This window comes from Arthrobacter sp. Y-9 (assembly GCF_029690065.1).
GTDB lineage: Bacteria > Actinomycetota > Actinomycetes > Actinomycetales > Micrococcaceae > Arthrobacter_E.
On the sequence record NZ_CP121463.1, the window covers coordinates 1,555,456 to 1,579,706 of the forward strand.

At 67.5% G+C, this 24,251-nt stretch carries 19 protein-coding genes; 15 read left to right on the plus strand and 4 right to left on the minus strand.

Annotated features, from left to right (window positions below; translation table 11 throughout):
• The first annotated feature begins 104 nt into the window (after positions 1-104).
• The 9 genes from P9849_RS06840 (at position 105) to metE (ending at position 12,928) form a co-directional block, all read left to right on the plus strand.
• Complete coding sequence (locus tag P9849_RS06840; RefSeq protein WP_278268888.1) at positions 105-1,139, plus strand: PAC2 family protein; 1,035 nt, start codon at positions 105-107, stop codon at positions 1,137-1,139.
• A 108-nt stretch (positions 1,140-1,247) separates the two neighbouring features.
• Complete coding sequence (locus P9849_RS06845) at positions 1,248-2,555, plus strand: MFS transporter (protein WP_278268889.1); 1,308 nt, start codon at positions 1,248-1,250, stop codon at positions 2,553-2,555.
• Positions 2,556-2,680: 125 nt separating this feature from the next.
• Complete coding sequence (locus tag P9849_RS06850) at positions 2,681-4,057, plus strand: DUF4192 family protein (RefSeq protein ID WP_278268890.1); 1,377 nt, start codon at positions 2,681-2,683, stop codon at positions 4,055-4,057.
• Positions 4,058-4,365: 308 nt separating this feature from the next.
• Positions 4,366-5,676 carry an RNA polymerase sigma factor gene (locus P9849_RS06855; RefSeq protein WP_278268891.1) on the plus strand — a complete coding sequence of 437 codons (1,311 nt, stop codon included), beginning with the start codon at positions 4,366-4,368 and terminating at the stop codon, positions 5,674-5,676.
• A gap of 104 nt (positions 5,677-5,780) precedes the next feature.
• Positions 5,781-6,524, plus strand: a complete 744-nt coding sequence (locus tag P9849_RS06860; RefSeq protein WP_278268892.1) for a tyrosine-protein phosphatase — start codon at positions 5,781-5,783, stop codon at positions 6,522-6,524.
• A 69-nt stretch (positions 6,525-6,593) separates the two neighbouring features.
• On the plus strand, positions 6,594-7,925 hold the full coding sequence (locus tag P9849_RS06865; RefSeq protein WP_278268893.1) for a methyltransferase: 1,332 nt from the start codon (positions 6,594-6,596) through the stop codon (positions 7,923-7,925).
• A gap of 97 nt (positions 7,926-8,022) precedes the next feature.
• A complete protein-coding gene (locus P9849_RS06870; RefSeq protein WP_278268894.1) occupies positions 8,023-9,276 on the plus strand; it encodes an ROK family transcriptional regulator in 1,254 nt (417 codons plus the stop codon).
• 286 nt (positions 9,277-9,562) lie between these two features.
• The gene (locus P9849_RS06875; RefSeq protein ID WP_208188703.1) at positions 9,563-10,513 is read left to right on the plus strand and encodes a methylenetetrahydrofolate reductase; all 951 of its coding nucleotides are present in this window, start codon (positions 9,563-9,565) and stop codon (positions 10,511-10,513) included.
• 90 nt (positions 10,514-10,603) lie between these two features.
• Positions 10,604-12,928 carry a 5-methyltetrahydropteroyltriglutamate--homocysteine S-methyltransferase gene (gene metE / locus P9849_RS06880; protein WP_278268895.1) on the plus strand — a complete coding sequence of 775 codons (2,325 nt, stop codon included), beginning with the start codon at positions 10,604-10,606 and terminating at the stop codon, positions 12,926-12,928.
• A gap of 86 nt (positions 12,929-13,014) precedes the next feature.
• Here metE and P9849_RS06885 read toward each other — a convergent pair whose 3' ends face one another.
• Together P9849_RS06885 and P9849_RS06890 are read right to left on the minus strand one after the other, a co-directional pair.
• The gene (locus P9849_RS06885) at positions 13,015-13,512 is read right to left on the minus strand and encodes a DUF2004 domain-containing protein (protein ID WP_278268896.1); all 498 of its coding nucleotides are present in this window, start codon (positions 13,510-13,512) and stop codon (positions 13,015-13,017) included.
• A 114-nt stretch (positions 13,513-13,626) separates the two neighbouring features.
• Positions 13,627-14,538, minus strand: coding sequence for a LysR family transcriptional regulator (locus tag P9849_RS06890; RefSeq protein ID WP_278268897.1), 912 nt, complete (start codon positions 14,536-14,538; stop codon positions 13,627-13,629).
• 412 nt (positions 14,539-14,950) lie between these two features.
• Between P9849_RS06890 and nrdH the strand changes: the two genes are divergently transcribed.
• The 4 genes from nrdH to nrdF all read left to right on the plus strand — a co-directional run bounded on the left by nrdH (position 14,951) and on the right by nrdF (position 19,101).
• Positions 14,951-15,193, plus strand: a complete 243-nt coding sequence (gene nrdH / locus P9849_RS06895; RefSeq protein WP_066212929.1) for a glutaredoxin-like protein NrdH — start codon at positions 14,951-14,953, stop codon at positions 15,191-15,193.
• A 183-nt stretch (positions 15,194-15,376) separates the two neighbouring features.
• Positions 15,377-15,886, plus strand: a complete 510-nt coding sequence (gene nrdI, locus P9849_RS06900) for a class Ib ribonucleoside-diphosphate reductase assembly flavoprotein NrdI (RefSeq protein ID WP_278268898.1) — start codon at positions 15,377-15,379, stop codon at positions 15,884-15,886.
• 32 nt (positions 15,887-15,918) lie between these two features.
• Positions 15,919-18,039: a class 1b ribonucleoside-diphosphate reductase subunit alpha gene (nrdE, locus tag P9849_RS06905; protein WP_278269121.1), complete on the plus strand. Its 2,121-nt coding sequence runs from the start codon at positions 15,919-15,921 to the stop codon at positions 18,037-18,039.
• An 84-nt stretch (positions 18,040-18,123) separates the two neighbouring features.
• Entirely contained in the window at positions 18,124-19,101 is a 978-nt protein-coding gene (nrdF, locus tag P9849_RS06910) for a class 1b ribonucleoside-diphosphate reductase subunit beta (RefSeq protein WP_066212927.1), read from the plus strand.
• 107 nt (positions 19,102-19,208) lie between these two features.
• On the opposite strand, the gene P9849_RS06915 is transcribed toward nrdF, so the two are convergent.
• Positions 19,209-19,739 (minus strand): hypothetical protein, encoded by a 531-nt coding sequence (locus P9849_RS06915; RefSeq protein ID WP_278268900.1) that lies wholly within the window; start codon positions 19,737-19,739, stop codon positions 19,209-19,211.
• Positions 19,740-19,797: 58 nt separating this feature from the next.
• Between P9849_RS06915 and P9849_RS06920 the strand changes: the two genes are divergently transcribed.
• Together P9849_RS06920 and P9849_RS06925 are read left to right on the plus strand one after the other, a co-directional pair.
• Entirely contained in the window at positions 19,798-20,199 is a 402-nt protein-coding gene (locus tag P9849_RS06920; protein WP_278268901.1) for a hypothetical protein, read from the plus strand.
• A gap of 81 nt (positions 20,200-20,280) precedes the next feature.
• The gene (locus tag P9849_RS06925) at positions 20,281-21,831 is read left to right on the plus strand and encodes an HNH endonuclease signature motif containing protein (RefSeq protein WP_278268902.1); all 1,551 of its coding nucleotides are present in this window, start codon (positions 20,281-20,283) and stop codon (positions 21,829-21,831) included.
• Positions 21,832-21,858: 27 nt separating this feature from the next.
• On the opposite strand, the gene P9849_RS06930 is transcribed toward P9849_RS06925, so the two are convergent.
• Positions 21,859-24,246: an ATP-dependent DNA ligase gene (locus P9849_RS06930; protein ID WP_278268903.1), complete on the minus strand. Its 2,388-nt coding sequence runs from the start codon at positions 24,244-24,246 to the stop codon at positions 21,859-21,861.
• Between the last annotated feature and the right edge of the window lie 5 nt (positions 24,247-24,251).

A 24,251-nucleotide genomic window follows, 5' to 3' on the forward strand; every position in this document is an offset into this window, starting at 1 on the left:
GGGGACGGGCTGTGCGGGAATGCAAGGGCCGCCCCGAACGTTGAGCAGTAAATCAATCAGGACGACGATCGCCGGCCGGGGGCCGGATGGTGTGGAGGGGTACTTTGTTCGACCAGACGTATGGAGCGCTGCTGGATCCTGCCGGGCTCTACCGTGCGGACGACGAGCTTCTGCAGGACGGGTCCCTGAAGGGGCTGAACCTGCTCATGGCCTTCACCGGATTCGCCGACGCCGGGCACGTGGTCCGGCAGATCTCCGCTGAGCTGCTCGACTCTCCGTCGGTGCGCCCTGTCGCCGTCTTCGACGCCGACCAGCTCCTCGACTACCGCTCGCGGCGTCCTCATCTCACGTTCGCCGAGGACCACCTCCAGGACTACGCGCCGCCGCGGCTCGCGCTGTACGTGCTGGAGGATCCGCTCGGCACGCCCTTCCTCTTCTTGGCCGGCTTCGAGCCCGACCTTCAGTGGGAGCGCTTCGCCCGTGCGGTGGTGAGCCTCGTGGAGCAGCTCGACGTGAACCTGGTGACCTGGGTCCACGCGATCCCCATGCCGGTGCCGCACACCCGTCCCGTGGGCGTGACCGTGCACGGGAACCGGCCCGAGCTCATCGAGGGCATCTCGGTGTGGCGGCCGACCGTCGAATTCCCCGCCGCGATCGGGCATGTCCTGGAACTGAAGCTGATCGCAGCCAAGCGCAACGTGGCGGGGTACGTGATCCATGTGCCGCACTACGTCGCCGACGCGGAGTACCCGCAGGCCGCCGTCGCCGGCATGGAATACTTGGGCGCCGCCGCGAACCTCATGCTGCCCTCCGACCGGTTGCGGGAGGTGGCGCGGGACGTCGCCCGGCAGATCGCCGAACAGGTGGAAGCCAGCGAGGACGTGCAGCAGGTGGTGCGCAACCTTGAAGAGCGGTACGACCAGCACAGCGAGAACACCGTGCGCCGCTCCCTGCTCGCGGACGAGAACGACGAACTGCCCAGTGCCGAATCCCTCGGCGCCGCGGTGGAGGCGTACTTGGCGCAGGAACTGCTGAGTCAGGATGATGACGACGACGCCGGGTCCGGAAGCGGGCCGGACGCCGGCAGCGACGCTGAAGACGGCACGGCCGGCCGCGGTCACCAGCCCGGCGGTGCCTGAGTGGGGGAGACTCCCCGGACGTCGTGAGCAGGTAGTGACCCGGCGCTGACGTGGTCGCGCCGAGCCCGCCCGGCCGCAGGTGGGGGACCCATGCGGAAGAATGGACCCGTGAGCAGCGTGCGTTCGTGGGTGATGTGGGGTATCGGAGTCTTCGCGTATCTGGTGGCGGTGACACAACGGACGTCCTTCGGTGTCGCGGGCCTGGAAGCGACCGACCGGTTCCATGCCAGCGCCGCCGCGATCTCCGCCTTCTCGGTGCTCCAGCTCCTCGTCTACGCCGGTCTGCAGATCCCCGTGGGCGTCCTGGTGGACCGCCTCGGCCCCCGCAACATGATCGCCATGGGCGCCTTCCTCATGTTCCTGGGACAGGCGCAGCTGGCGGCCGCGGACTCGGTCGCGGCCGGCGTCGTCGGACGCGTGCTGGTGGGTGCCGGCGACGCCGCGACCTTCGTCTCCGTGCTGCGGCTGATCCCGGCTTGGTTCCCGGCCCGCACCGTGCCGCTCATGACCCAGTTCACCGGAATGGTGGGTCAGCTCGGCCAGCTGGTCAGTGTCATCCCGTTCGCCTGGCTGCTGCACTCGACGGCCTGGACCCCCGCCTTCCTGTCGCTGGCGGGGCTGTCCGCGCTCGCCTGCGTCCTGGTGGTCGCCCTGCTCCGGGACACGCCGCACGGCCGGGCACGGTCGCACTCCACGGGCGGGATGAAGGAGATCGGCCACGCCCTGGCGGAATCGTGGCGTGAACCCGGTACCCGGCTGGGCCTGTGGAGCCACTTCACCACGCCGTTCGCCGGAACCGTCTTCGCGATGGCCTGGGGCTATCCTTTTCTGATCTCGGCCGAGGGCCTGGACCGGGGGACCGCTTCGGCCGTCATGAGTCTCTTCGTCCTGGTGGCGATGGTCTCCGGCCCCTTCTTCGGCCGGTTCGTGTCCTTGCACCCCGTCCGGCGGTCCTCCATGGTTCTCCTGGTTTCCCTGGTGACGGGCGCCGGCTGGCTGGCCGTGCTCCTGTGGCCGGGACGGGCCCCGCTCTGGCTCCTCATCGCTCTCGTGGTCGTCATGGGGATCGGGGGACCGGCCTCGATGATCGGCTTCGACTTCGCACGGACCTCCAATCCGGTGGAGCGGATCGGCACGGCTACCGGGATCGTCAATGTCGGCGGTTTCGTGGCGGCACTCCTGAGCATGTATGTGATCGGTCTGGTGCTGGACCTCCTGAACGCCAGTGGTTTCTCCCACGGGGAGCTGTACGGCCTGGAACCCTTCAGGATCGCGATGTCCACCCAGCTGATCTTCCTCTTGGTGGGTATGGTCGCGGTCGCCGTGGTGCGGAGGAGGGCCCGTCAGGCCGCCGGGATCTCGCCGCGGCCCCTGGCCCGGGTGCTCTGGGAGCGCTCGCGGGGCGGAAACCGCTGATCCCGGCACACGACGGGCACCCGGGTTCGATCTGGGCGCCGGCTCCACAGATCCTTCGACGCGCCCCGTCCACATAGCGGCCTTCGGCTCTCCCACCCCTGTCCGTCCACGGGGAAGCTGGGTCCATGACCATCGCATCGCTGACCGCCCGTGGGCCGGAGGACATCCTGACCTACATCCCCCATGCCATCGGATTCTGGCCCCGGGATTCCCTCGTCTGTCTCACCGCCCGTTCCGGCCGGATCGGCGCCACCCTTCGAGTCGACCTGCCGGCCCATGACCTCCGAGGGGATGCGCTGCTGAGATATGTGCGTGCGGTCCTCTCCTACCTGGAGCATGACTCCTCGGCCGACAGCACCTTCGTCGCGATGTTCCAGGACGCCGGCGTGGCGGGAGTTCGCGGCGAGCGGGCCGAACTCATGGCCCTGCTGGCCTGGGTTCTTAGTCAAGCGGGCCGTCCGGTGCACGAGCTGTGGCTCGTGGGGGCGGACGGCTGGAACGGTTCGGGGTGCCGCGGCGGCGAATGCTCGCTGACCGGGGAGGGCCCCTGTGAGGAGGGTGCGGCGCATCCGCTGGACCTGATCCGAGACTCCCGCCTGGCAGCCGAACTCGTGTTCCAGGGCAGTGCGGTCGAACCCCATCCGGGAAGGTCCTTCCCGCTGCAGGGACAGGAGGCACCGGGAGATCCAGGCCCGTCGACCGGTCCGCACGATCGTCCCGCCGCGACGACGGTCGCCGCCGACCCGCCGTCGGGCGAACCGAGCCTGGCCGAAGCCCTGGAACTCTGGGAGCCGTATCTCGACGGCACGGCATCTCTCGACGGCGCTGCGTTTCTTGACGGTGGTGCATCTCCTGACAGCACTGAATCTCTTGAAAGCACTGCATCTCGTGAAAGCGCCGTGGCTCCTGACCGCGCGGAGTCTCTCTACCGCGCATTGTGCCGCACCCTCGAGACTCCGGCAGTCCGGGACGCGGTCTACGTGTCCGCCGGGTCTTCGTGGAGCATCGCGTTTCAGGGCGGGCACGCCGCTGCGGCGGTCCTGGCCGGTGCCATCGGTGCCGAGGCGCCTCATGGACCGGATCGGGACGAGGGCGAGATTCCGCGATCGCCGGCCGGGCAGGACCTCACCCCTTGGCTGGGGACGTTCGGCGATGTGTTCCTTGCGGAGAGCGGGACGGGACCTGATTGGGACCGGATGAATCACTTCGCTGCCGTTCTCCAGAACCTGCTCCATCGGGCGGGGGACCACCCTCCGGCGGGGGTGCTCACCGGGCTGGCCTGGGTGGAATGGTGCCGTGGGCGAGGCAGCCAGGCCTGCGCTTTCCTGGACGGGGCGCTCGCGGTCGAGCCGGGGCACCGCTTGGCGTCACTGCTCCACCGGGCGATTCTGAGCGGCGCACTCAGCGGGTGGGCGAGCCGGCGCCACAGCAGTTGGAGACGGCCCCTGGACCGCTCGGACAGCGGGCTGGACGAGCAGGCGACACCGGACGCGGAGGAGTGAGGCCCGGTCTCCCTCGTGTGGTGAAGAACACCTTGAAGCTGGCCCGGAAAAGGGTATCCTTCCGGCCGGTGCTACGGGACGCCTCGATTTCGTGAGAGACTAGTAGCCGAGACCCGGTCGGGTCCGTGAACTTGAAGGTTGTTCGCTCGAAGTCTGTGAAAACTCCGGGGAACAATCATCAGGCCGGTGGCGTTGTCTTAGACAGGCTCTGCTGGTCCGGAGTAACTGCCGCTGGCAGCACGGACTTGACAGGGTCATAGTGGTGTTGCCCTCCGGGACACCGCCAGGCGCTGCTAGAAAGGGTTTCTGTGACCACTCCCACGACGAAGGAAACTGCCGTGAAGGCCGAGTTGACTGACGAGGAGAAGAAGAAGGCGCGCGCCGCCAAGGCTGCCGCCACACGCGCCGCGAACAAGGCCAAGAAGGAAGCCGAGGCCGCCGCTGGGCAGGATGACTCCGCCCCCGCGACGCGCCGTCCGGCTGCCAAGAAGAGCGATGCCGCACCGAAGGGCCGCGGCCGCAAGGCTGCCGGTTCCGACCTGGACGAGTCCTCGGACGCCGTCGAGGAAGAGCCGACTGAGGATGTCGAGCCGGATCCGGCTGAGGCCGAGGATGCGGCGGCCAAGCCCGCTGCGACCGGCAGCGGCTTCGTCTACTCCGATGCGAGCGATGACGACGCCCCCGTTCAGCAGGTCATGTCGGCGGGCGCCACGGCCGACCCGGTCAAGGACTACCTGAAGCAGATCGGCAAGGTGGCCCTCCTCAACGCCGAGCAGGAGGTCGATCTCGCCCTTCGTATCGAGGCGGGCCTCTTCGCCGAGGAGAAGATCGCCGCCGAGGGGGACACCATGGACCCCAAGTACCGTCGCGAACTCGACTTCATCATCCACGATGGCAAGCGCGCCAAGAATCACCTTCTGGAGGCCAACCTCCGCCTGGTGGTCTCCCTGGCCAAGCGGTACACCGGTCGTGGCATGCTCTTCCTGGACCTGATCCAGGAAGGCAACCTGGGCCTCATCCGTGCCGTCGAGAAGTTCGACTACACCAAGGGCTTCAAGTTCTCCACGTACGCCACCTGGTGGATCCGTCAGGCCATCACCCGCGCCATGGCCGACCAGGCACGCACCATCCGTATCCCGGTGCACATGGTCGAGGTGATCAACAAGCTCGCCCGTGTGCAGCGTCAGATGCTGCAGGATCTCGGTCGCGAACCCACGCCGGAGGAGCTGGCCAAGGAACTCGACATGACGCCTGAGAAGGTCGTCGAGGTCCAGAAGTACGGTCGCGAGCCCATCTCGCTGCACACGCCGCTGGGCGAGGACGGCGACTCCGAGTTCGGTGACCTGATCGAGGACTCCGAGGCCGTGGTTCCGGCCGATGCCGTGAGCTTCACCCTGCTGCAGGAGCAGCTCCACTCCGTGCTGGACACGCTGTCCGAGCGCGAGGCCGGTGTGGTGGCCATGCGCTTCGGTCTCACCGACGGACAGCCGAAGACTTTAGACGAAATCGGCAAGGTCTACGGTGTCACGCGTGAGCGTATCCGCCAGATCGAATCCAAGACGATGTCCAAGCTGCGTCACCCCTCGCGGTCGCAGGTCCTCCGGGATTACCTGGACTGAGGTTCTTTTGGAAGTCCCCTCGTGGTTCCGGCCCATTCCGGGCCGGAACCACGAGGGGACTTCCGCCGTTAACAGCACATGATGCCGAGTGAAGGAGCCATTCGTTGATCGGCCAGGCCACCCCCTTGCCCCAGACCTACAATTTCCGTGGGCTGGGCTCCTTGCCCGCAGGCGGACGGCTCACCAAAGAGGGCGTCTTCTTCCGTTCCGACGCCCTCCACCTGCTGAGCGACGAGGGCCGGAGCCTCCTGCGAGAGCTGAAGGTGGCCACCATCCTGGATCTCCGGGACGACGACGAAGTGCTGCACGCGCCCAGCGCGCTGACGGGTCTCGACGTCGAAGTGCTCCGTGGCAATGTCCTCGCCGGCGCTCTGGGCACCTCATTGCAGAGCCTGCCGACGCTGCCGGAGCTGTACCGGATGATCCTGGCGCAAGGCGGGTCCGTGGCGGTGGGACTCGCGCGCAGCGTGACGGCCAACGCTTCGCAGGGCCACTCCACCCTGGTGCACTGCACGGCGGGCAAGGACCGCACTGGGGTCATGGTGGCCCTGCTGCTGGACGCGGTGGGGGTGGACCGTGAAGCGATCGTCGCCGACTACGCCGGCACGGAGGCGAATCTCGCGGGGGAGTGGCTCGAAGGGGTCAAGGCCCTCCTGGGCAAGATGGGGGTTCCGGTCAGCGAGCAGATTCTCGCGATCGCGGGAGGGAGCCCGGCCTCCGCCATGCTCGAGACCCTGGACCTGCTGGACGCGGACTTCGGGGGCGGAGCCGGATATCTCGCCCACCACGGGCTCACCGCCGCGGAACTCGAGGCGCTCCAGGCCGCTCTTCTGACGGACGGTGTGTGAGTTTCTGTGAATATTATGAATCTTGTGAACGCTGTCAATCTTGTGAACGCTGAGGAGATTCATCAGGCGTTGAGCCGTTGGCCCGACGTCGACGCGGACAACCTCCAGGCGTTCGACGGCGCGGATCGCCTGCTGCTCGAACACGCCTCGGCGCACCTGGACCGTCTGCGGGCGGAGGGGGTTGAGGATCCGGAGGCCGTGGTGGTCGGGGACCGCTACGGCGCGATCAGCCTGCCCTTGCTCGCGCGTTCCGTTGAAGGTGGGCCGGCTGCGGTGCCTGGGCTCCGGATCTGGCAGGACCTGGCCACCGGTGTGGCCGCCCTGGACGCGAATGCGGCCCGGCTCGGCATCACGGGGTTCACCAGGATCCACGACGACGAATCCTCCCCGGCGCTCTACGGCCCGGCGCTGCTCGCCGGGGCCCGCCTGGTGCTGTTGCGTCTGCCGAAGAACCTGGCGGAGCTCGCGGAGCTGAGCGAAGCGATCGCGGAACACGCGCACCCCGACGTCGTGGTCCTGGCCGCAGGCATGGTCAAGCACATGACGCTGTCCATGAACCATGTGCTCGGCGCCGATTTCGCCTCCGTCACCGCGAGCCTGGCCAAGGGCAAAGCGCGCGTGCTGACAGCGACCCAGCCGCGCCGTGACCAATCCCGAGCCGACCGGCCTGCAGCCGACCAACCCCCTGCCGACCAATCCCGCGCCGACCAGCACACCGCCGGTCCCGGAGAACACGCGGCGACGCCGGACACTGCCGCGGTTGCGGACCCGGGCCCGGACGCGACCGTGGGGCACGCCTCCAGGTCCTTCCCGGTGCGTGAACGGCACGATGGTCTCGGACGCGACGGCGACCTGGCCATCGAGGTGCATGCCCACGGGGCCGTGTTCGCCGGTGCGAAGGTCGACATCGGGACCCGGTTCCTGCTCGATTTCCTGCCCCGCATGCCGGAGGTCGGCACGGCGATCGATCTCGGCTGCGGCTCCGGCGTGCTCGCCACGCTGCTGGCCGCGTCGCAACCCGGCGTGCGGGTGGTCGCGACCGACGTCTCGGCGGCCGCGGCGCGAAGCGCCCGCCTCACCGCCACGGCACACGGCGTGGGGGACCGCGTCCTCGCGGTCCACACGGATGCGCTCGACGGTTTCCCGCGTGGGTCAGCGGAACTGATCCTGCTCAACCCGCCGTTCCATCTGGGGCACAGCGTGCACGCGGGAGCGGCGCTCAAGCTCTTCCGCGCAGCGGCGGAGGTGCTCAGCCCGGGTGGTGAGCTGTGGACCGTGTGGAACAGCCATCTCGGATATCTTCCGGCTCTGGAGAAAACCGTGGGTCCGACGGATATCGTGGGCCGGAACAGGAAGTTCACCGTCACACGGACCAGGCGCCACGTCTCGGAAGCACCATGAGCGGGACTCAAGAGTTCAGTTGCGGGTTCTGGGCCGTTGTGACTGGTAGCCTACGAGCAAATGCCAGTTGCCCTGCACTTTTCTTGAAGGAGAATGCGTGACCGAGCTCCGCACGCCCGCTTCGCGGCGCGGAACCAACCTACCCAAGATGGGCGACTTCAACCTGACGGTGATCCTCGACACCATTCGGCGGTCGCCCCATGGACTGAGCCGGGTTGAGCTTGCGGGTCTGGTCGGCCTTTCACCCCAGACGATCTCCAACATCTCCCGCCGTCTGCTGGATCAGGGACTCATCGTCGAGGCAGGCAAAGCGGGCGTCGGTCCGGGCAAGCCCCGCACCATCCTGCGTCTGAATCCGTCCGGCATGTACGCCGTGGGCGTGCATGTTGACCCGGCGGTCATCAGCTTTTCCGTTCTGGACCTGACGGGCAACGTGGTCCTGGACTCGAAGATCGACACCCCGGAGGCCGGCGAACCGACCGCCGTCATGGCCGCGATCGTCTTCGAGGTCCAGCGTCTCATCGAGGAGTCCGGGGTCGATCCCGCAAAGCTGACGGGCCTCGGAGTCGCAGCACCCGGCCCGATCGATCTCGACGCCGGAACCGTGGTCAACCCGCCACTGCTGGAGGGCTGGACCCGGGTTCACCTACGGGACGCGCTGAGCAAGGCCACCGGACTTCCGGTGGTCCTGGACAAGGACGTCACCGCGGCCGCGGTGGCCGAGACGTGGGTCGCGGGCGACCACGCCTCCAGCAACTTCGGCGTCTTCTACATGGGCACCGGCATCGGCTGCGGCCTCGTTCTCAACGACGAGGTGTTCCGCGGAGCGAGCGGCAACGCGGGGGAGATGGGCCACATCGTGGTCGACCCCGACGGCCCGCCGTGCGACTGCGGCCTCAACGGCTGTGTGAAATCGACCGTCATTCCCCGCGTCCTGGTCGACGCCGGCGCGAAGGCCGGCCTGGTGGAACCTCTGGCGGAAGGCGACTCGAGCGTCGTCGTGCAGGAGCGCTTCAACAGGCTCTGCGATGCGGCCGACGGCGGCGACCAGGCCGCGATCGCGATCCTGGACCGCTCAGCGCTGCACCTCTCGCGTGCGGTCTCCGTGATCGCCAACGCCATGGACCTGGACCGTGTGGTGTTCGGCGGTCCGTTCTGGACGAGGCTCGCACCGTACTACCTCAACCGTGTTCCGGAGCAGGTGGCGCACGGCGCCGATGCCCGGGACATCCATGTGCCTCAGGTCGTCGGCAGCCGGGTGGGCGAGGACGTCGGCGCCATCGGCGCGGCGTGCCTCGTCCTCGAGCACGCGCTGGCTCCGCGTTCGGAACGTTTGCTGCTGGGCGGCTGAGCCCGTCGAGACCAGTTCTCCAAGCCGCGGCGCTGAACATTGTTCGGCGTCGCGGCTTTCTGCTCCGTAAGATTGCGTCTTAATTCGATGACGCGTTTGCCGAGGCCGATCGAGCTCTCGTAGTGTGGGGGTATCAGTTACCGCGGTAACGTGTCAGCGACCCTCTCATGGAGGGTGTGGGTGCCCCCATGTGGGCCTGACATTTGCACACGGCAACAGACCAGGCGTCAGCATGCGCGCCGGTCTGCCGTGCCTCATCCATAACGCCAGACGTCGAGGATTGCAGATGTCCCCACCCAGCCTCATTGACCGACCCCTACAGCAGCAGGGCACCACGCCCGTCGCGCTGTCCTACGAACTGTTCCCTCCCCGCTCCCAGGCCGCCGAGGAAGTCCTCTGGGCCACCATCCGTGAGCTGGAGACCACCGCGCCGGACTACGTGTCCGTCACCTACGGAGCCAGTGGCTCCAACCATGACACCGCACTGGATCTGGTGGCACGCCTGCAGGAGGAGACCCTCCTGCGCCCGCTGGCCCATCTGACCTGTGTGGGGAACACGGCCGCCGAACTCGCCGGCATCGTGGCCCAGCTTCTGGACCACGGCGTCCGGGGCATCCTGGCTCTGCGGGGCGATCTTCCCCGGGACGGTTCTCCGCTTCCCGAGGGATCCCTGCACTACGCCCAGGACCTGGTGGAGCTCATCCGCCGGGTCGAGCAGAGCCGTTCGGCCCTGCTCTGTGCCGGCAAGGTGGCCATCGGCGTGGCGGCTTATCCGACGCGTCATCCGGAGTCACCCAGCGAGGCCCACGATGTGGAGGTGCTGCTGGCCAAGCAGCGCTCCGGCGCCGATTTCGCGATCACCCAGGTGTTCTTCCACGCCCGGCAGTACGAGGACCTGCTCGTCCGTGCCCGCCGGGCGGGAGTGACCATCCCGATCATCCCCGGCGTCATGCCTCTGACGAGCCTCCGGCGCGTCACCAGGCTCTCCGAGCTGTCCGGCGTCGCACCCGATCCGGCGCTGATGCACGCGCTCGAGACGGCCGGCAGCGAGGTGGAGGCGCAGCGCATCGGCGTGGCCGCCACCGTGGAGCTGGCCAATGCGGCCCTGGATTCCGGGGCGCCCGGCCTGCACCTCTACACCTTCAATGAGCACCGGCACGCGCTGGATGTCCTGGACCGGCTGAATCTGCCGCGTCCCAGCCGCCCGCTCCACGAGCGTGCCGCCCTGGCCTCCTGAGGCCTTCCCTTCTTCACCTCGCCGGCTCCGTCCGGCACCACAGGGGATGCCCCCTGCCCGAAAACCTGAACTGAACTCAAAGGATTCATCATGACCGCACAGACCCCCTTCCCCGCCGCCAGCCTCCTCGGCTACCCGCGTATCGGCCGCCGTCGCGAACTCAAGAAGGCCGTCGAGGCGTACTGGGCCGGGAAGATCGACGCCGTCGCGCTGGACGCCGCGGCCAAGGAGATCCAGCTGGGCAGCGCCCGCCGTCTGGTGGAGCTCGGCCTGGACGAGCCGGCCGCGGTGCCGGGCACCTTCTCCTACTACGACCAGGTGCTGGACGCCGCGGCCCACCTCGGCGCGATCCCGGCCCGTTTCGGGAACCTGCTCACCGACGAGGGAGTCCTGGACATCGACGGCTACTTCACCCTGGCCCGTGGCTCCCGCGAGCAGCAGCCGCTCGAGATGACGAAGTGGTTCGACACCAACTACCACTACCTGGTCCCGGAGATCGGTCCGGAGACCGACTTCCGCCTGACGTCCTCCCGCGTGGTCGAGGAGTTCCAGTACGCCCTGGCGAACGGCATCGAGACCCGCCCGTACCTCGTGGGGCCGGTGACGTTCCTGCTGCTGTCCAAGGCGTCCGACGACGCTCCGGCCGGCTTCCAGCCCCTGTCGCGGCTCGAAGACATCCTGCCTGTCTACGCCGAGCTGCTGGGCCAGCTCGCTGCCGCGGGCGCCAGCTGGGTGCAGCTCGACGAGCCCGCCCTGGTCGTCGACCAGGACATCCCGGCGGAGCAGCTCGATGCCGCGGTGACCCGCGCTTACGAGGTCCTCACCGCCGTCGCCGACCGCCCGCAGATCCTCGTCTCCACGCCGTACGGCTCGCTCGACGGTCAGCTGGGCACCCTGGCGGCCAGCAGCATCGACGCCCTGCACCTGGACGTCTTCAAGGGCGCGGCGCCGTCCGAGGCCGCGCTGGCCGCCCTGGGGTCCAAGACGCTGGTCGCCGGCGTGGTGGACGGCCACAACATCTGGCGGAACGACCTGGCCGCCTCCTCGGCGGTTCTGGACGCCCTCAAGGGCTCGGCCGCTCGGGTGACCGTGTCCACGTCCACCTCCACGCAGCACGTTCCGCACGACGTCGCCGAGGAGACCAAGCTCTCCGAGCAGCTGAAGTCCTGGCTGGCCTTCGCGGATCAGAAGGCCGTGGAGGTCAAGACCCTGGCGTCCTACCTGACCGACCCGGGCGCCGTGCAAGCAGAGATCGAGGCGGCTTCCGCCGTGATCGCCTCCCGCGCCACCGCGGAGGGTGTCCGTCGTGACGAGGTGCGCGCCCGTACCGCGGCGCTGACGGCAGCCGACTTCAGCCGTTCCGACTACGCGGTCCGTGAGGCCGCCCAGGAAGCCGCGCTGCAGCTGCCGGCCCTGCCCACCACCACCATCGGTTCGTTCCCGCAGACCTCCGAGATCCGCTCCGCGCGTGCCCGCAACATCAAGGGCGAGCTGAACGACGCACAGTACGAGCAGCTCATGAAGGACGAGATCAAGCGCGTGGTCGACCTGCAGGAGGAGCTGGGCTACGACGTGCTCGTGCACGGTGAGCCGGAGCGCAACGACATGGTCCAGTACTTCGCGGAGAACCTGGAGGGCTTCGACGTCACCGTGCACGGCTGGGTCCAGTCCTACGGTTCGCGCTGCACCCGGCCGTCCATCCTCTGGGGTGACGTGACCCGGTCGGCTCCCATCACGGTGGCCTGGGCCGAGTACGCCCAGTCGCTGACTGAGAAGCCCATGAAGGGCATGCTCACGGGGCCGGTCACGATCCTCGCGTGGTCGTTCGTCCGTGACGATCAGCCGCTGGGGGAGACCGCCAACCAGGTGGCCCTCGCCCTGCGGGATGAGATCACCGATCTGGAGGCGGCCGGCATCAAGGTGGTCCAGGTGGACGAGCCCGCCCTGCGCGAGCTGCTGCCCCTGCGGAAGGCCGATCAGCCGGCGTACCTGAAGTGGTCCGTGGACTCCTTCCGTCTCGCGACGGCGGGCGCCCAGGACGCCACGCAGATCCACACCCACCTCTGCTATTCCGAGTTCGGCGTCATCATCGACGCCATTGACGGACTGGACGCGGACGTGACCTCGATCGAGGCGGCCCGCTCCCGCATGGAGGTCGTCCACGACCTCGAGTCCCACGGTTTCGGCCGCGGCGTCGGGCCGGGTGTCTACGACATCCACTCGCCGCGCGTGCCCGGTGAGGCCGAGGTGACGGAACTGCTCTCCACCGCAGTCAAGCACGTGCCGAGCCGCCAGCTCTGGGTCAACCCGGACTGCGGCCTGAAGACTCGCGGCTACGAGGAGACCGAGGCGTCGCTGCGGAACCTCGTGGAGGCCGCGAAGGCGGTCCGTGAGGAGATCGGCGCGAGCGTCTGACGCTCGGCCTGCAACCCCTCTGACGACGACGACGGCGGGTCACCCGGTAAGGGTGGCCCGCCGCCGCCGTGCGTCAGGGAGTGGGCTCACGCCCAGGTGATCTCGTCGTCCACCACGCCGTCCGCGTCCGCGGTGGCCACGAGCACTTCGTCACTGAAATGCTCACCCAGGCTGAAATCCAGGACGAAATAGCGTTCCGGCTGGTCGGGGAAGATCCCGACGTGACCGAGCCGGAGAGCGCGGACGAAGCTCTGGTCGTCCACCTCGTCGGTGGTGCCGAAGGTGGCCCAGCGTTTCTCCTGGTCGAGTCCCTTGCAGTGGAAGTGCCGGAACTCCTGGACCTGGCTGTCCTCCTGCCCCAGTTCCTCGCTGATCAGGTCCTTGATCTGATCCACGAGCTCGGGGAGGTAATGCAGCCGGTAATCGGCTTTGTGCACGGAGGCCTGGTCCGGGCGCTCATGCGCGGCGAAGTTGAGCTCGATCTCCACGGGGACCCCGTGCACGGTGTGCCGGGTGGTGAAGCAGTGCGCCGTCCCGTGATTGAGTTCGAGTTCACCGAAATGCTCGCTGATGACCGTGCTCATGTGTTCAACATAGACCGGCCCGGCTCCGCTTTCCAGACTTGCCGCTTCGGCGTTTCCGGGTTACGTGCGCGACCCGGAACCGGGGCCGGGCCGCGCCCGGGGCTCTTCCGGGGGTCAGCGCTGAAGGGTCTCCCGTAGCGTGTCGGAGAGCAGTTCCAGGAACAGGTCCACCCGGGGGCCGCCCTTGCCGCCGGGCAGCAGGGCGAAGACGTTGCGGGCCAGACGGATCTCCGGGACGTCGAGGGTCGCGATGCCGTCCGGCCGGTCGCCGAGGGCCAGTTCGGGCACCAGGGCGGCGCCGAGGCCCGCGGCGGCGAGCTCGACGCTGGCCGTGAAGTCGTCACTGTGCGCGACGACGCGCGGATGCAGACCGCAACTGGCGAAGAGGCGCTCGATCACCACGGCGTCCGCGGTTCCGGGGTGGTGCACGATCCACGGCATGCCGGAGAGCTGCTCGGCGGCCACCGTCGCGCCGGGGGAGAAGCGCCAGGAGGAGGGGACCACCACGCGGAAGTCGTCGTCGCCGATCCACTGGCGCCGCATGGAGTGAGGCCAGGCCAGGCCGCTCTGGCCCACCTGGTACACCAGGGCGAGGTCGAGCTCGCCGCCGTCGCGCAGTCCCTGGATGGTCTGACCCGGTTCTGCGACGGAGATCTTCAGCTCGATCCCGAGGCGTGTCCAGGTGGGGTTGCTCATGATGCGGGGCAGGACGTAGGTCGCGAGGCTGGGGAAGATGCCGAGCCGGAGCTCCTGCCGGGTCTCGTCCTGGGCCTTGGACGCCGCGGCCAGCAGGGCCTCGATGTCGGTGAGGACCTTGGTGGCGTGCCGGCTCATGGCCTGCGCGGCCTCCGTGGGGACGATGCTGCGGGCATGGCGCTGGAAGAGCTCGACGCCGGCGTCGCGCTCCAGGGCGGAGATCTGCTGGGAGACGGCCGACGCGGTGTAGCCGAGGTGCTGTGCCGCGGAGGCGAAGGAGCCGTGCCGGATCACCGCGAGCAGGGTTCGCAGGTGGACTGGGTTGATCACGGGTGGCCTTTCCTCCGGGGTCGTCCCAGACAGTTTAGGCGCTCCGCCGGAGGTGACGCGGGGCACCCGTGGCACCCCTCCGGCGACACGCCGAGGGTGTGCGACACGCAGTGAATTAAATGTGCCAAGCGTCATGCACAGCTTGTGGATCGAGGGGGCCTTAATGGCGGATTTCCGGGCAAGATCATCCCTCTGGGCTGTGGACAAACGGTGGATAGAATGACATGCTTGTAATACAGCATCTTGGGGTGCAAGACGGGGCGTTGCACTACATGTAGTATCGACATACGCAATCGGGCCACGAGGTCCTGTGCTGAGGATTCCGCTGGAACAGCAGGAATCCAGGTGCTCCGGAAGGGGGCGCGGCACAGGCGGGATCGCGGCTCAAGCAAAGACTGAAGGGGAGAGGGACATGACCGTTACGGTGTACACCAAGCCAGCCTGCGTCCAGTGCAACGCCACCTACCGCGCTCTGGACAAGAAGGGCATCGTCTACCAGAGTGTGGACGTCTCCCAGGACCCCGAGGCGCTGGAGCGCCTGAAGGAGATGGGCTACCTGCAGGCCCCCGTCGTGGTCACGGACAACGACCACTGGTCCGGTTTCCGCCCGGACAAGATCGCGGGCCTCGAGGCCGCGGCCACCGCGGTGGCCTGATCGCCTCCTGAGCATTCCGGCGACCAGCATTCGCACGACGGCGGCCCCTTGCCACGCGCCGCACCGTTCACGGTGAGCGGCGCCGGCGGGCCGTCGTCGTCTTGGCGGCAGGCAGGCTGCCCTGCCGCGACACGGGACCCGGCGGGTCCTACGACGAAGTGAACTGACAACAGACTTGATGGGGTGACTTCGATGGCAACGCTCACGCGTGATCCTCACGGAACGCGGGACGCCAGGGCCGGACGGGACGTGGAGAGGGGAAGCTTCCGCGTCTCGTCCAGTCACCTCATCTATTTCTCTTCGGTCTCCGGGAACACCCGGCGGTTCGTGGAGAAGCTCGGAAGGAACGCGGACAGGATCCCGCTCCTTCCCACGGAAGAACCACTGCTGGCCACCGAGCCGTTCGTCCTGGTCCTCCCTACGTATGGGGGAACCGGGGGAGACGGGTCGGTCCCCAAGCAGGTCATCAGATTCCTGAATGTTGAACAGAACCGCAAGCTGATCCGGGGCGTGATCGGGGCAGGGAACACCAACTTCGGGGACAACTACTGCATGGCCGGTGACATCATTGCCGCCAAATGCCATGTTCCCCACCTGTACAGATTTGAACTGATGGGCACGCCGGACGACGTGCGCCGAGTCAACGAGGGATTGGACACGTTTTGGACACGACTGTCGCAGAACCAGAGCTGAGCGAGGTTTCGGTGAAGGCTGAGAAGGCCCCACTGCCGGAGGCTTACAAGGGCCTGGGTTATCACGAGCTGAACGCCATGCTGAACCTCTACGGTCCGGACGGCAAGATCCAGTTCGACGCGGACCGCGAGGCCGCCCACCAGTACTTCCTGCAGCACGTGAACAACAACACGGTGTTCTTCCATGACCTGGAAGAGAAGCTCGACTACCTCATCAAGAACCAGTACTACGAGCGCGAGACGCTCGACCAGTACACGATGAACTTCATCCGCGAGCTGTTCAACCGCGCGTACAAGAAGAAGTTCCGCTTCGAGACGTTCCTGGGCGCCTTCAAGTTCTACACCTCGTACACGCTCAAGACCTTCGACGGCAAGCGCTTCCTGGAGCGCTACGAGGACCGCGTCTGCATGGTCGCGCTGCACCTCGCCCGCGGCAACGAAGAGGTCGCGATCGGCCTGGTGGATGAGATCATCGAGGGCCGCTTCCAGCCCGCGACCCCCACCTTCCTCAACGCCGGCAAGGCACAGCGCGGCGAGCTCGTCTCCTGCTTCCTGCTGCGCATCGAGGACAACATGGAGTCGATCGCCCGCGGCATCAACTCCGCCCTTCAGCTGTCCAAGCGTGGCGGTGGCGTGGCCCTGTCCCTCACCAACATCCGTGAGCACGGCGCGCCGATCAAGCAGATCGAGAACCAGTCCTCCGGTGTCATCCCCGTGATGAAGCTCCTCGAAGACAGCTTCTCCTACGCCAACCAGCTGGGCGCGCGTCAGGGCGCGGGAGCCGTGTACCTGCACGCCCACCACCCGGACATCTACCGCTTCCTCGACACCAAGCGCGAGAACGCTGACGAGAAGATCCGCATCAAGACGCTGTCCCTCGGCGTCGTCGTGCCGGACATCACCTTCGAGCTGGCCAAGAAGAACGAGGACATGTACCTCTTCTCGCCGTACGACGTCGAGCGCGTCTACGGCATCCCGTTCTCCGACGTCTCGGTCACCGAGAAGTACTACGAGATGGTCGACGATTCCCGGATCAAGAAGACCAAGATCAACGCCCGTGAGTTCTTCCAGACCCTCGCGGAGATCCAGTTCGAGTCCGGTTACCCGTACATCATGTTCGAGGACACCGTGAACCGGGCGAACCCGATCGCCGGCAAGGTCACCATGAGCAACCTCTGCTCGGAGATCCTCCAGGTGTCCACCCCCAGCATCTACAACGAGGACCTGTCCTACGAGACCGTGGGCAAGGACATCTCCTGCAACCTGGGCTCGATGAACATCGCCAAGACGATGGACTCGCCGAACATCGGTTCGTCCATCGAGACCGCGATCCGCGCGCTGTCCGCCGTGTCGGACATGTCCTACATCAACTCGGTGCCGTCCGTGGCCGAGGGTAACGCCAAGAGCCACGCCATCGGCCTCGGTCAGATGAACCTGCACGGCTACCTGGCGCGCGAGCGGGTCCACTACGGTTCCGAAGAGGGCCTCGATTTCACGAACATCTACTTCTACACCGTGCTCTACCACGCGCTGCGGGCGTCCAACCGCCTCGCGATCGAGACCGGTGAGACGTTCGGCGGCTTCGAGAACTCCAAGTACGCCAGCGGCGAGTTCTTCGACAAGTACACCGAGCAGGAGTGGGCCCCCGCCACCGAGCGTGTCCGCGAGCTGTTCGCCAAGCACCACATCCCCACCCAGGATGACTGGCGCGAGCTCAAGGCCTCGGTCATGGAGCACGGCATCTACAACCAGAACCTGCAGGCCGTGCCGCCGACCGGTTCCATCAGCTACATCAACAACTCCACCTCGTCGATCCACCCGGTGGCCGCCAAGATCGAGATCCGCAAGGAAGGCAAGATCGGCCGCGTCTACTACCCGGCGCCGTACCTGACGAACGACAACCTGGAGTACTACCAGGACGCGTACGAGATCGGCTACGAGAAGATCATCGACACCTACGCCGCCGCCACGCAGCACGTGGACCAGGGCCTGTCCCTGACCCTGTTCTTCAAGGACACGGCCACGACGCGTGACATCAACAAGGCGCAGATCTACGCGTGGAAGAAGGGCATCAAGACCCTCTACTACATCCGCCTGCGTCAGCTCGCGCTGGAAGGCACCGAGGTCGAGGGCTGCGTCTCCTGCATGCTGTGACCTTCCGACGACGGCGGCCCTGCCGCCGTCGTCGGTCTTCACCCTGATTCATCCACAGACATCAAAGTAAGCAAGGGAAAATCGATGAGCGCCGAGAAGGTCAAGCTGCTGGGCCACGTTGAGGCCATCAACTGGAACCGCATCCAGGACGAGAAGGACGTGGAGGTCTGGAACCGCCTGGTCAACAACTTCTGGCTGCCGGAGAAGGTGCCGCTGTCCAACGATGTGCAGTCCTGGCACACGCTGACCGCGGACGAGCAGCAGCTGACCATGCGCGTGTTCACCGGCCTGACGCTGCTGGACACCATCCAGGGCACCGTCGGCGCCGTGTCGCTGATCCCGGACGCGCTGACGCCGCACGAAGAGGCCGTGTACACCAACATCGCCTTCATGGAGAGCGTGCACGCCAAGAGCTACAGCTCGATCTTCTCCACGCTGTGCTCCACCAAGGAGATCGACGACGCCTTCCGCTGGTCGCTCGAGAACGAGCACCTGCAGAAGAAGGCTCAGATCGTCATGGATTACTACCAGGGCGAGGATCCCCTCAAGCGCAAGGTCGCCTCGACCCTGCTGGAGAGCTTCCTGTTCTACTCGGGCTTCTACCTGCCGATGTTCTGGTCCAGCCATGCCAAGCTGACCAACACCGCCGACCTCATCCGCCTCATCATCCGTGACGAGGCCGTGCACGGCTACTACATCGGCTACAAGTTCCAGAAGGGTCTGGAGCTGGTTTCCGAGGAGAAGCGCCAGGAGATCAAGGACTACACTTTCGAGCTGCTGTTCGAGCTGTACGAGAACGAGGTCGCGTACACCCACAGCCTCTACGACACGGTGGGGCTGAGCGAGGACGTCAAGAAGTTCCTGCACTACAATGCCAACAAGGCCCTCATGAACCTGGGCTACGAGGCGATGTTCCCGTCCTCCGTGACGGACGTGAACCCGGCGATCCTGTCGGCACTGTCCCCGAACGCGGACGAGAACCACGACTTCTTCTCGGGCTCGGGTTCGAGCTACGTGATCGGCAAGGCCGTGAACACCGAGGACGAGGACTGGGAGTTCTGAGTTCACTGCTCTCTACGCTGACGCGTTGCGTCTGACGCACGACGGCGGCCGCTCACCTGGGGTGGGCGGCCGCCGTCGTCGTCGTGTGCGGGGGAGCGTTGCCGCGGCTAGAGGTTCAGCGTCCACACGGTGATCACGACCACGAGGATGACGACGAGCAGCCCAGCGCCGCAGCCGATGGCGGCGATCGCTCCGTAGCCGAGCCGTGAGACACGGGCTCCCGACGCACGCATCGCGGCGAGGAACTCGTTCCCGCCCCCGGCGTTGAACGCCTGCGCGGCGCCCACCTGATTCATGGCCCGCCCAGCGGTGCTCATGGCGCCGAGGGTCTGGTTCCCGGTGATCTCTCCGACGACGTTCGCCGCTCCGAAGTTGAGCGCCTGGTACACCGCCCTCGGCTCGGCGAGGATCGGGTAGTTCCGGCCCGCGACCATGAGGGTGATGCGCTGCGCGGCCGACTTCACGGTGACCTCTGCCGCGGGAACACTGAAATACTGCATCCATCCGGTCGGCGATCCGACCCAGAGCGTGACGATCCCTTGCTCGAGCACCGCTTGCGCCGGGTACCAGCTGTTCGAAGCGGTGTCGCCGTAGGCGCCGGCGAACGTGGCATGAGGAAAAATGGAGGGCATCGTCACGCCGCGAGTCTACCCTTCGGGTTCTCCGGACCTGTCACTCCTGTACGAGAGGAACCCCATGGCCAAGAAGAAACGCAGCACGAGCCGAGCCGGCGGCGCAGTCCAGGAGGAGCAGGCGCTGCGCGGCAAGGCGCGGCGGGCCGTCGACGTCGTGACGCCGGCCTTCGTGGCGTGGTTCGCCGAGCACGAGGAGCCCGTCGGTCTGTGGAACGCGGCCGCCGTGCTGGACGTGGTGCAGGACTTCGTGTTCGCGCATGCCGAGGGGACCGGCGTCGTCTCCGCCACGGGATTCACGCCCGATGGGTTCGTCGCCGCCTACGACGTCCTGGCCGAGAGCGTCGACGGCAAACAGGACCTCAGCGACTTCCTGGGCGCCGCCATGCACTCCTACCTCGACTTCCTGGAGGACACCGGCACCTGGACCGGCGAACCGGCTGATCTGGCCACGCTCCAGGGCTGATCGCGGCCGACCTGCCTTGAATGGCCTGAATACTGGCCGAATGCAGAAATAAATGTCAGACCCCTGCCGAAGAATGGGGTCATGGAAGTCAGTGCTCAGCCTCTTGGAGCTCAGCCTCTCGGACCTCCGGCCTCGGTGGCCGTGACGGATCCTTGGGACGCGCTCGGTGCGCTGACCGAGGCCATCGTCGCGGCGGATCGCGTCATCGCCCAGATGCAGGCGAGCCGCGAAATGCTGCTCGCCCTCGCCGCCGGCCTGGCGCCTTCCCTGACATCCGACGACGACGGCGTGCCGGCCGGCTTCGACCCGCTCACCTGGGATGCGCGGGCGGCAGAGCTGGCGGAGCGCTCCGTGGCGGCCGAGATCGGGACGGCGACCCGCACGAGCGACCGGACCATTCAGCGGCAGATGGCGGAGTCCATGGATCTCGTGGTGCGGTTTCCCGAGACGCTGCGGGCCCTGGGCGAGGGACGGATCAGCCTCGCCCATACCCGGGTGATCCGGGACGCTGCCGCTGATCTGGACGATGACGGCGTGCGCGCCCGGTATGAGGCCCACGTGGTCGCCCAGGCCGAGAACGCGGCGCCGCAACGGCTGAAGCGGTTCGCGGTCCGGGAGGCGGAAAAGGTCCGACCGGAAGCTCTCGAACGTCGTTTCGAGCGGGCCCGCGCCGAACGACGGGTCTGGGTGTCGCCCCTGCCCGATGGGATGGCGGAGCTGACGGCGGTCCTGCCTGCCGCGGTGGCTCACGGGATTCACGGCCGTCTGACGGACATGGCGCGGGACCGTACCGATCATTGCCGAGACGTGGGTTCTCACGGTGCGCCCGCGCAGGCGTCAGCAGGGCCGGGGAGCAGCCCCGCACAGGTGCGCACCCTGGACCAGCTCCGGGCCGATCTGCTGGCCGACATGCTGCTGACCGGTGGGCCTCAGCGCGTGGCGGACCCGGAGGGGCACCTCGCGGCGATCCGTGCCCGCGTCGATGTGACGATTCCCGTGGAGTTGCTCCCGTCCTCGGAGGAGTCTGAGGGATCACCTAGAGCTTCTGAGCGGCGCAGGATTCCAGGCCTCGGCCTCGGCCTCGGCTCGGGAAGCGACGGTCTTGTCTGGTCTCGCGGCCCGGTGCGGTCGTGCGGCTCGGTCGCGTCACACGGCGGTGCTGGACGCCACGCCGTAACCGCGGAACTCAACGGCCAGTTCGTCCTTGACCCGGAGACCGCCCGCAGGCTGGCCGGAGGGGAACGCGTCTGGAACCGAGTCCTGACCGACCCGCTGTCCGGTGCGGTCCTGGCCGTTGACCGGTACCGTCCGAACGCCGACCTGCGCAGGTACCTCGCGGCGCGGGACACCCGATGCCGCTTTCCCGGCTGTGGGATCCGCGCCGCGTCGCTTGACCTCGACCACACCGAGGATGCGGCGCACGGAGGCACGACGAGTTCCGCCAATCTCGCCGGGCTCTGCCGCAGACACCATGTGCTGAAACATCACTCCCGCTGGACCGTCCGGCAATCGGGGAGAGGGGTCCTCGAATGGACCAGCCCCATGGGTCGTGTCCATCGGGATGATCCGCCGGCCCCGGCGACGTGGATGGCGGATGCCCGGGTGTCATGTCAGGACCCGCCGCCGTTCTGATGGGTCATGCGCTTCCGCGCCTGCACCTCACCCCTTGTCCGGCCGCCAGCCACGCCAGACCGGCTGCCGGAGGATGCCTTCACCAGTGCGTCCGCGGGATTCGACCTCTGCGAGCGCTTCCGGGTTGACCCAATGTGCTCCGCGCCGGATCTCCGCCGGGACCTCCACCGCGGGCTCGGCTCGCTTCTGTTCTTCCAGCCGTTCCCGGATCTCCCGGCGTTGCCGCGTCGAGAACCCGGTGCCGACCCGCCCGGCGTACCGCAGCGCACCGTCCCGCCGCTCGGCAAGAAGCAGGGAGGCGAAACCGCGCGGCTCGGCGTCGCTCTCCCGCCAGCCCATGACATACACCTCCGTGTCCAGCAGCGGGTACTTCCGCCAGTCCTGGGAGCGCGAGCCGGAGCGGTAGACGCTGTCCCGGCGTTTGGCGACCACTCCTTCCAGCCCCAGTTCGCCTGCGGTCTCGAGCGCTTGCTCGCCCGAGCCGTCGAACGCGTCCGGAACGGCGATCGGCATGTCCGGGGGAACCTCGACCACGGAGGCCAGGAGTTCCCGGCGCTGCTCGTAGCCCAGCGAACGGCAGTCATGCCCGTTGAGCTGGAGCACATCGAACAAGAAGTAGGCGGCCGGCGCGGCCTGCCGAGCGCGCGCGACCTTGTCCGGCTCGGTCAGCCCGAACCGCTGCTGGAGCCGCGAGAAGCTGGGGACACCGTCTCCGTCCAGGGCGACGATCTCCCCGTCGAGCACCGCCTGCTCGGCATTGACGAGGTCGGCAAGTCCGTGCAGTTCGGGATAGGAGGCGGTCAGGTCGCCACCTGAGCGGCTGACCAGGCGTACCTTCCCCTCATCGACGACGGCGAGCGCCCGGATGCCGTCCCACTTCATCTCGAACGCCCACTCGCCGGCGTCGAGGTGGGGGAGCGAGGCGAGGGATGCGGTCTCCGCCAGCATCGGGGTGAAGCCCGCGGGATCGGAGGCGCCGGAGGCGGTGACATTGAGTGGCGCCGGCCGCGCCCCGCCGTCCAGCTCCATGCGGTGGATCATCCAGCGGGGCTTGCCGCCCGACTCACCGGCCCGGAACAGCACGACCCGGCGAGGGCCACCGAGCCCGCCACCCGGGCTGCCGTGCAGCGTGACGATGACTTCGTCGTCGCGCCATTTCTCCAGGTCGTAGTTTCCGCTGTCCCAGATCTCCACCGTGCCCGCCCCATACTCGCCCCGGGGGATCGTGCCCTCGAAGGTCCGGTAGGACAAGGGGTGATCCTCGGTGGGGACGGCGAGGTGGTTGTCGGCGCCGTCGTCGGGCACGCCTTTCGGCAGTGCCCAGCTCACGAGCACGCCGTCATGCTCCAGGCGGAAGTCGTAGTGGAGTCGGCGTGCCTGGTGGCGCTGGATCACGAAGCGCCGTTGGTCGCCCTCCGCATCGTCATCGCTGTCACCCGGGGCCGGGACCGGTTCCGGGGTCCGTCCGGCGTCGCGCTTGGCGCGGTACTCGGTCAGCCGGTCGGGCGCCGCACCGGCTCCCCTGCCCGCATCGGCGCGGAGCAAGGCCGCCAAAGGATCTCCGCGTTTCTCCACGCGCTGCAGGACCTCGTGGAACTCCAGGTGCCGCAGATGGGGAGAGGCGAGCTCGCGCCAGGTGCGCGGCGCCGCCACCATGGGCCGGGCCCGGCCGCGCAGCGAGTACGGCGCGACCGTGGTCTTCGCCGCGTTGTTCTGGCTCCAGTCGATGAAGACCTTTCCGGGCCGGAGCGCACGTTTCATGGAGCTGGTGATCGTTTCGGTGTGGTCCGCCTCCAGGGAACGCGCCAACTCGTGGGCGACGGCGGACGCATCGTCAGAACTCAGCTCACCACCGAGGGCGGCATACAGGTGGATGCCGGAACTGCCGCTCGTCACGGGGATGGATTCGAGCCCCATGCCGCGGAGCAGATCGCGGACCAGGAACGCCACCTGGGCGACCTGCGTCAGCTCGACGCCGTCCCCGGGATCGAGGTCGAACACCAGGCGGTCCGGGGACCCCGGCGTCCCCTCAGCGGTGAAACGCCATTGGGGCACGTGGATCTCCAGCGAGGCCAGCTGGGCGAGCCAGACGAGCGTCGCCGCGTCATCCACGAGCGGGTACGTGTTGACGTGGTCCTTGTGCTGGATCTCGCCGGTGTGCACCCAGTCCGGGTAGGAATCGCCGAGGTCCTTCTGGAAGAACGCCCCGCTCCCGTCCGGGCCCACGCCATCGGGCCATCGCTTCCGCGTGGCCGGGCGCTCCCGGCAGTGGGGGATCATCGTCTTCGCGATCGCTGAGTAGTACGCGATCACCTCTTCTTTGGTGGTGCCGGTCTCGGGGTAGAGCACCTTGTCCAGCTTCGTCACCCGGATACGGTGCCCGTCGAGCCGCACCTCGCCGTCGCGCTGTGCCATGACTA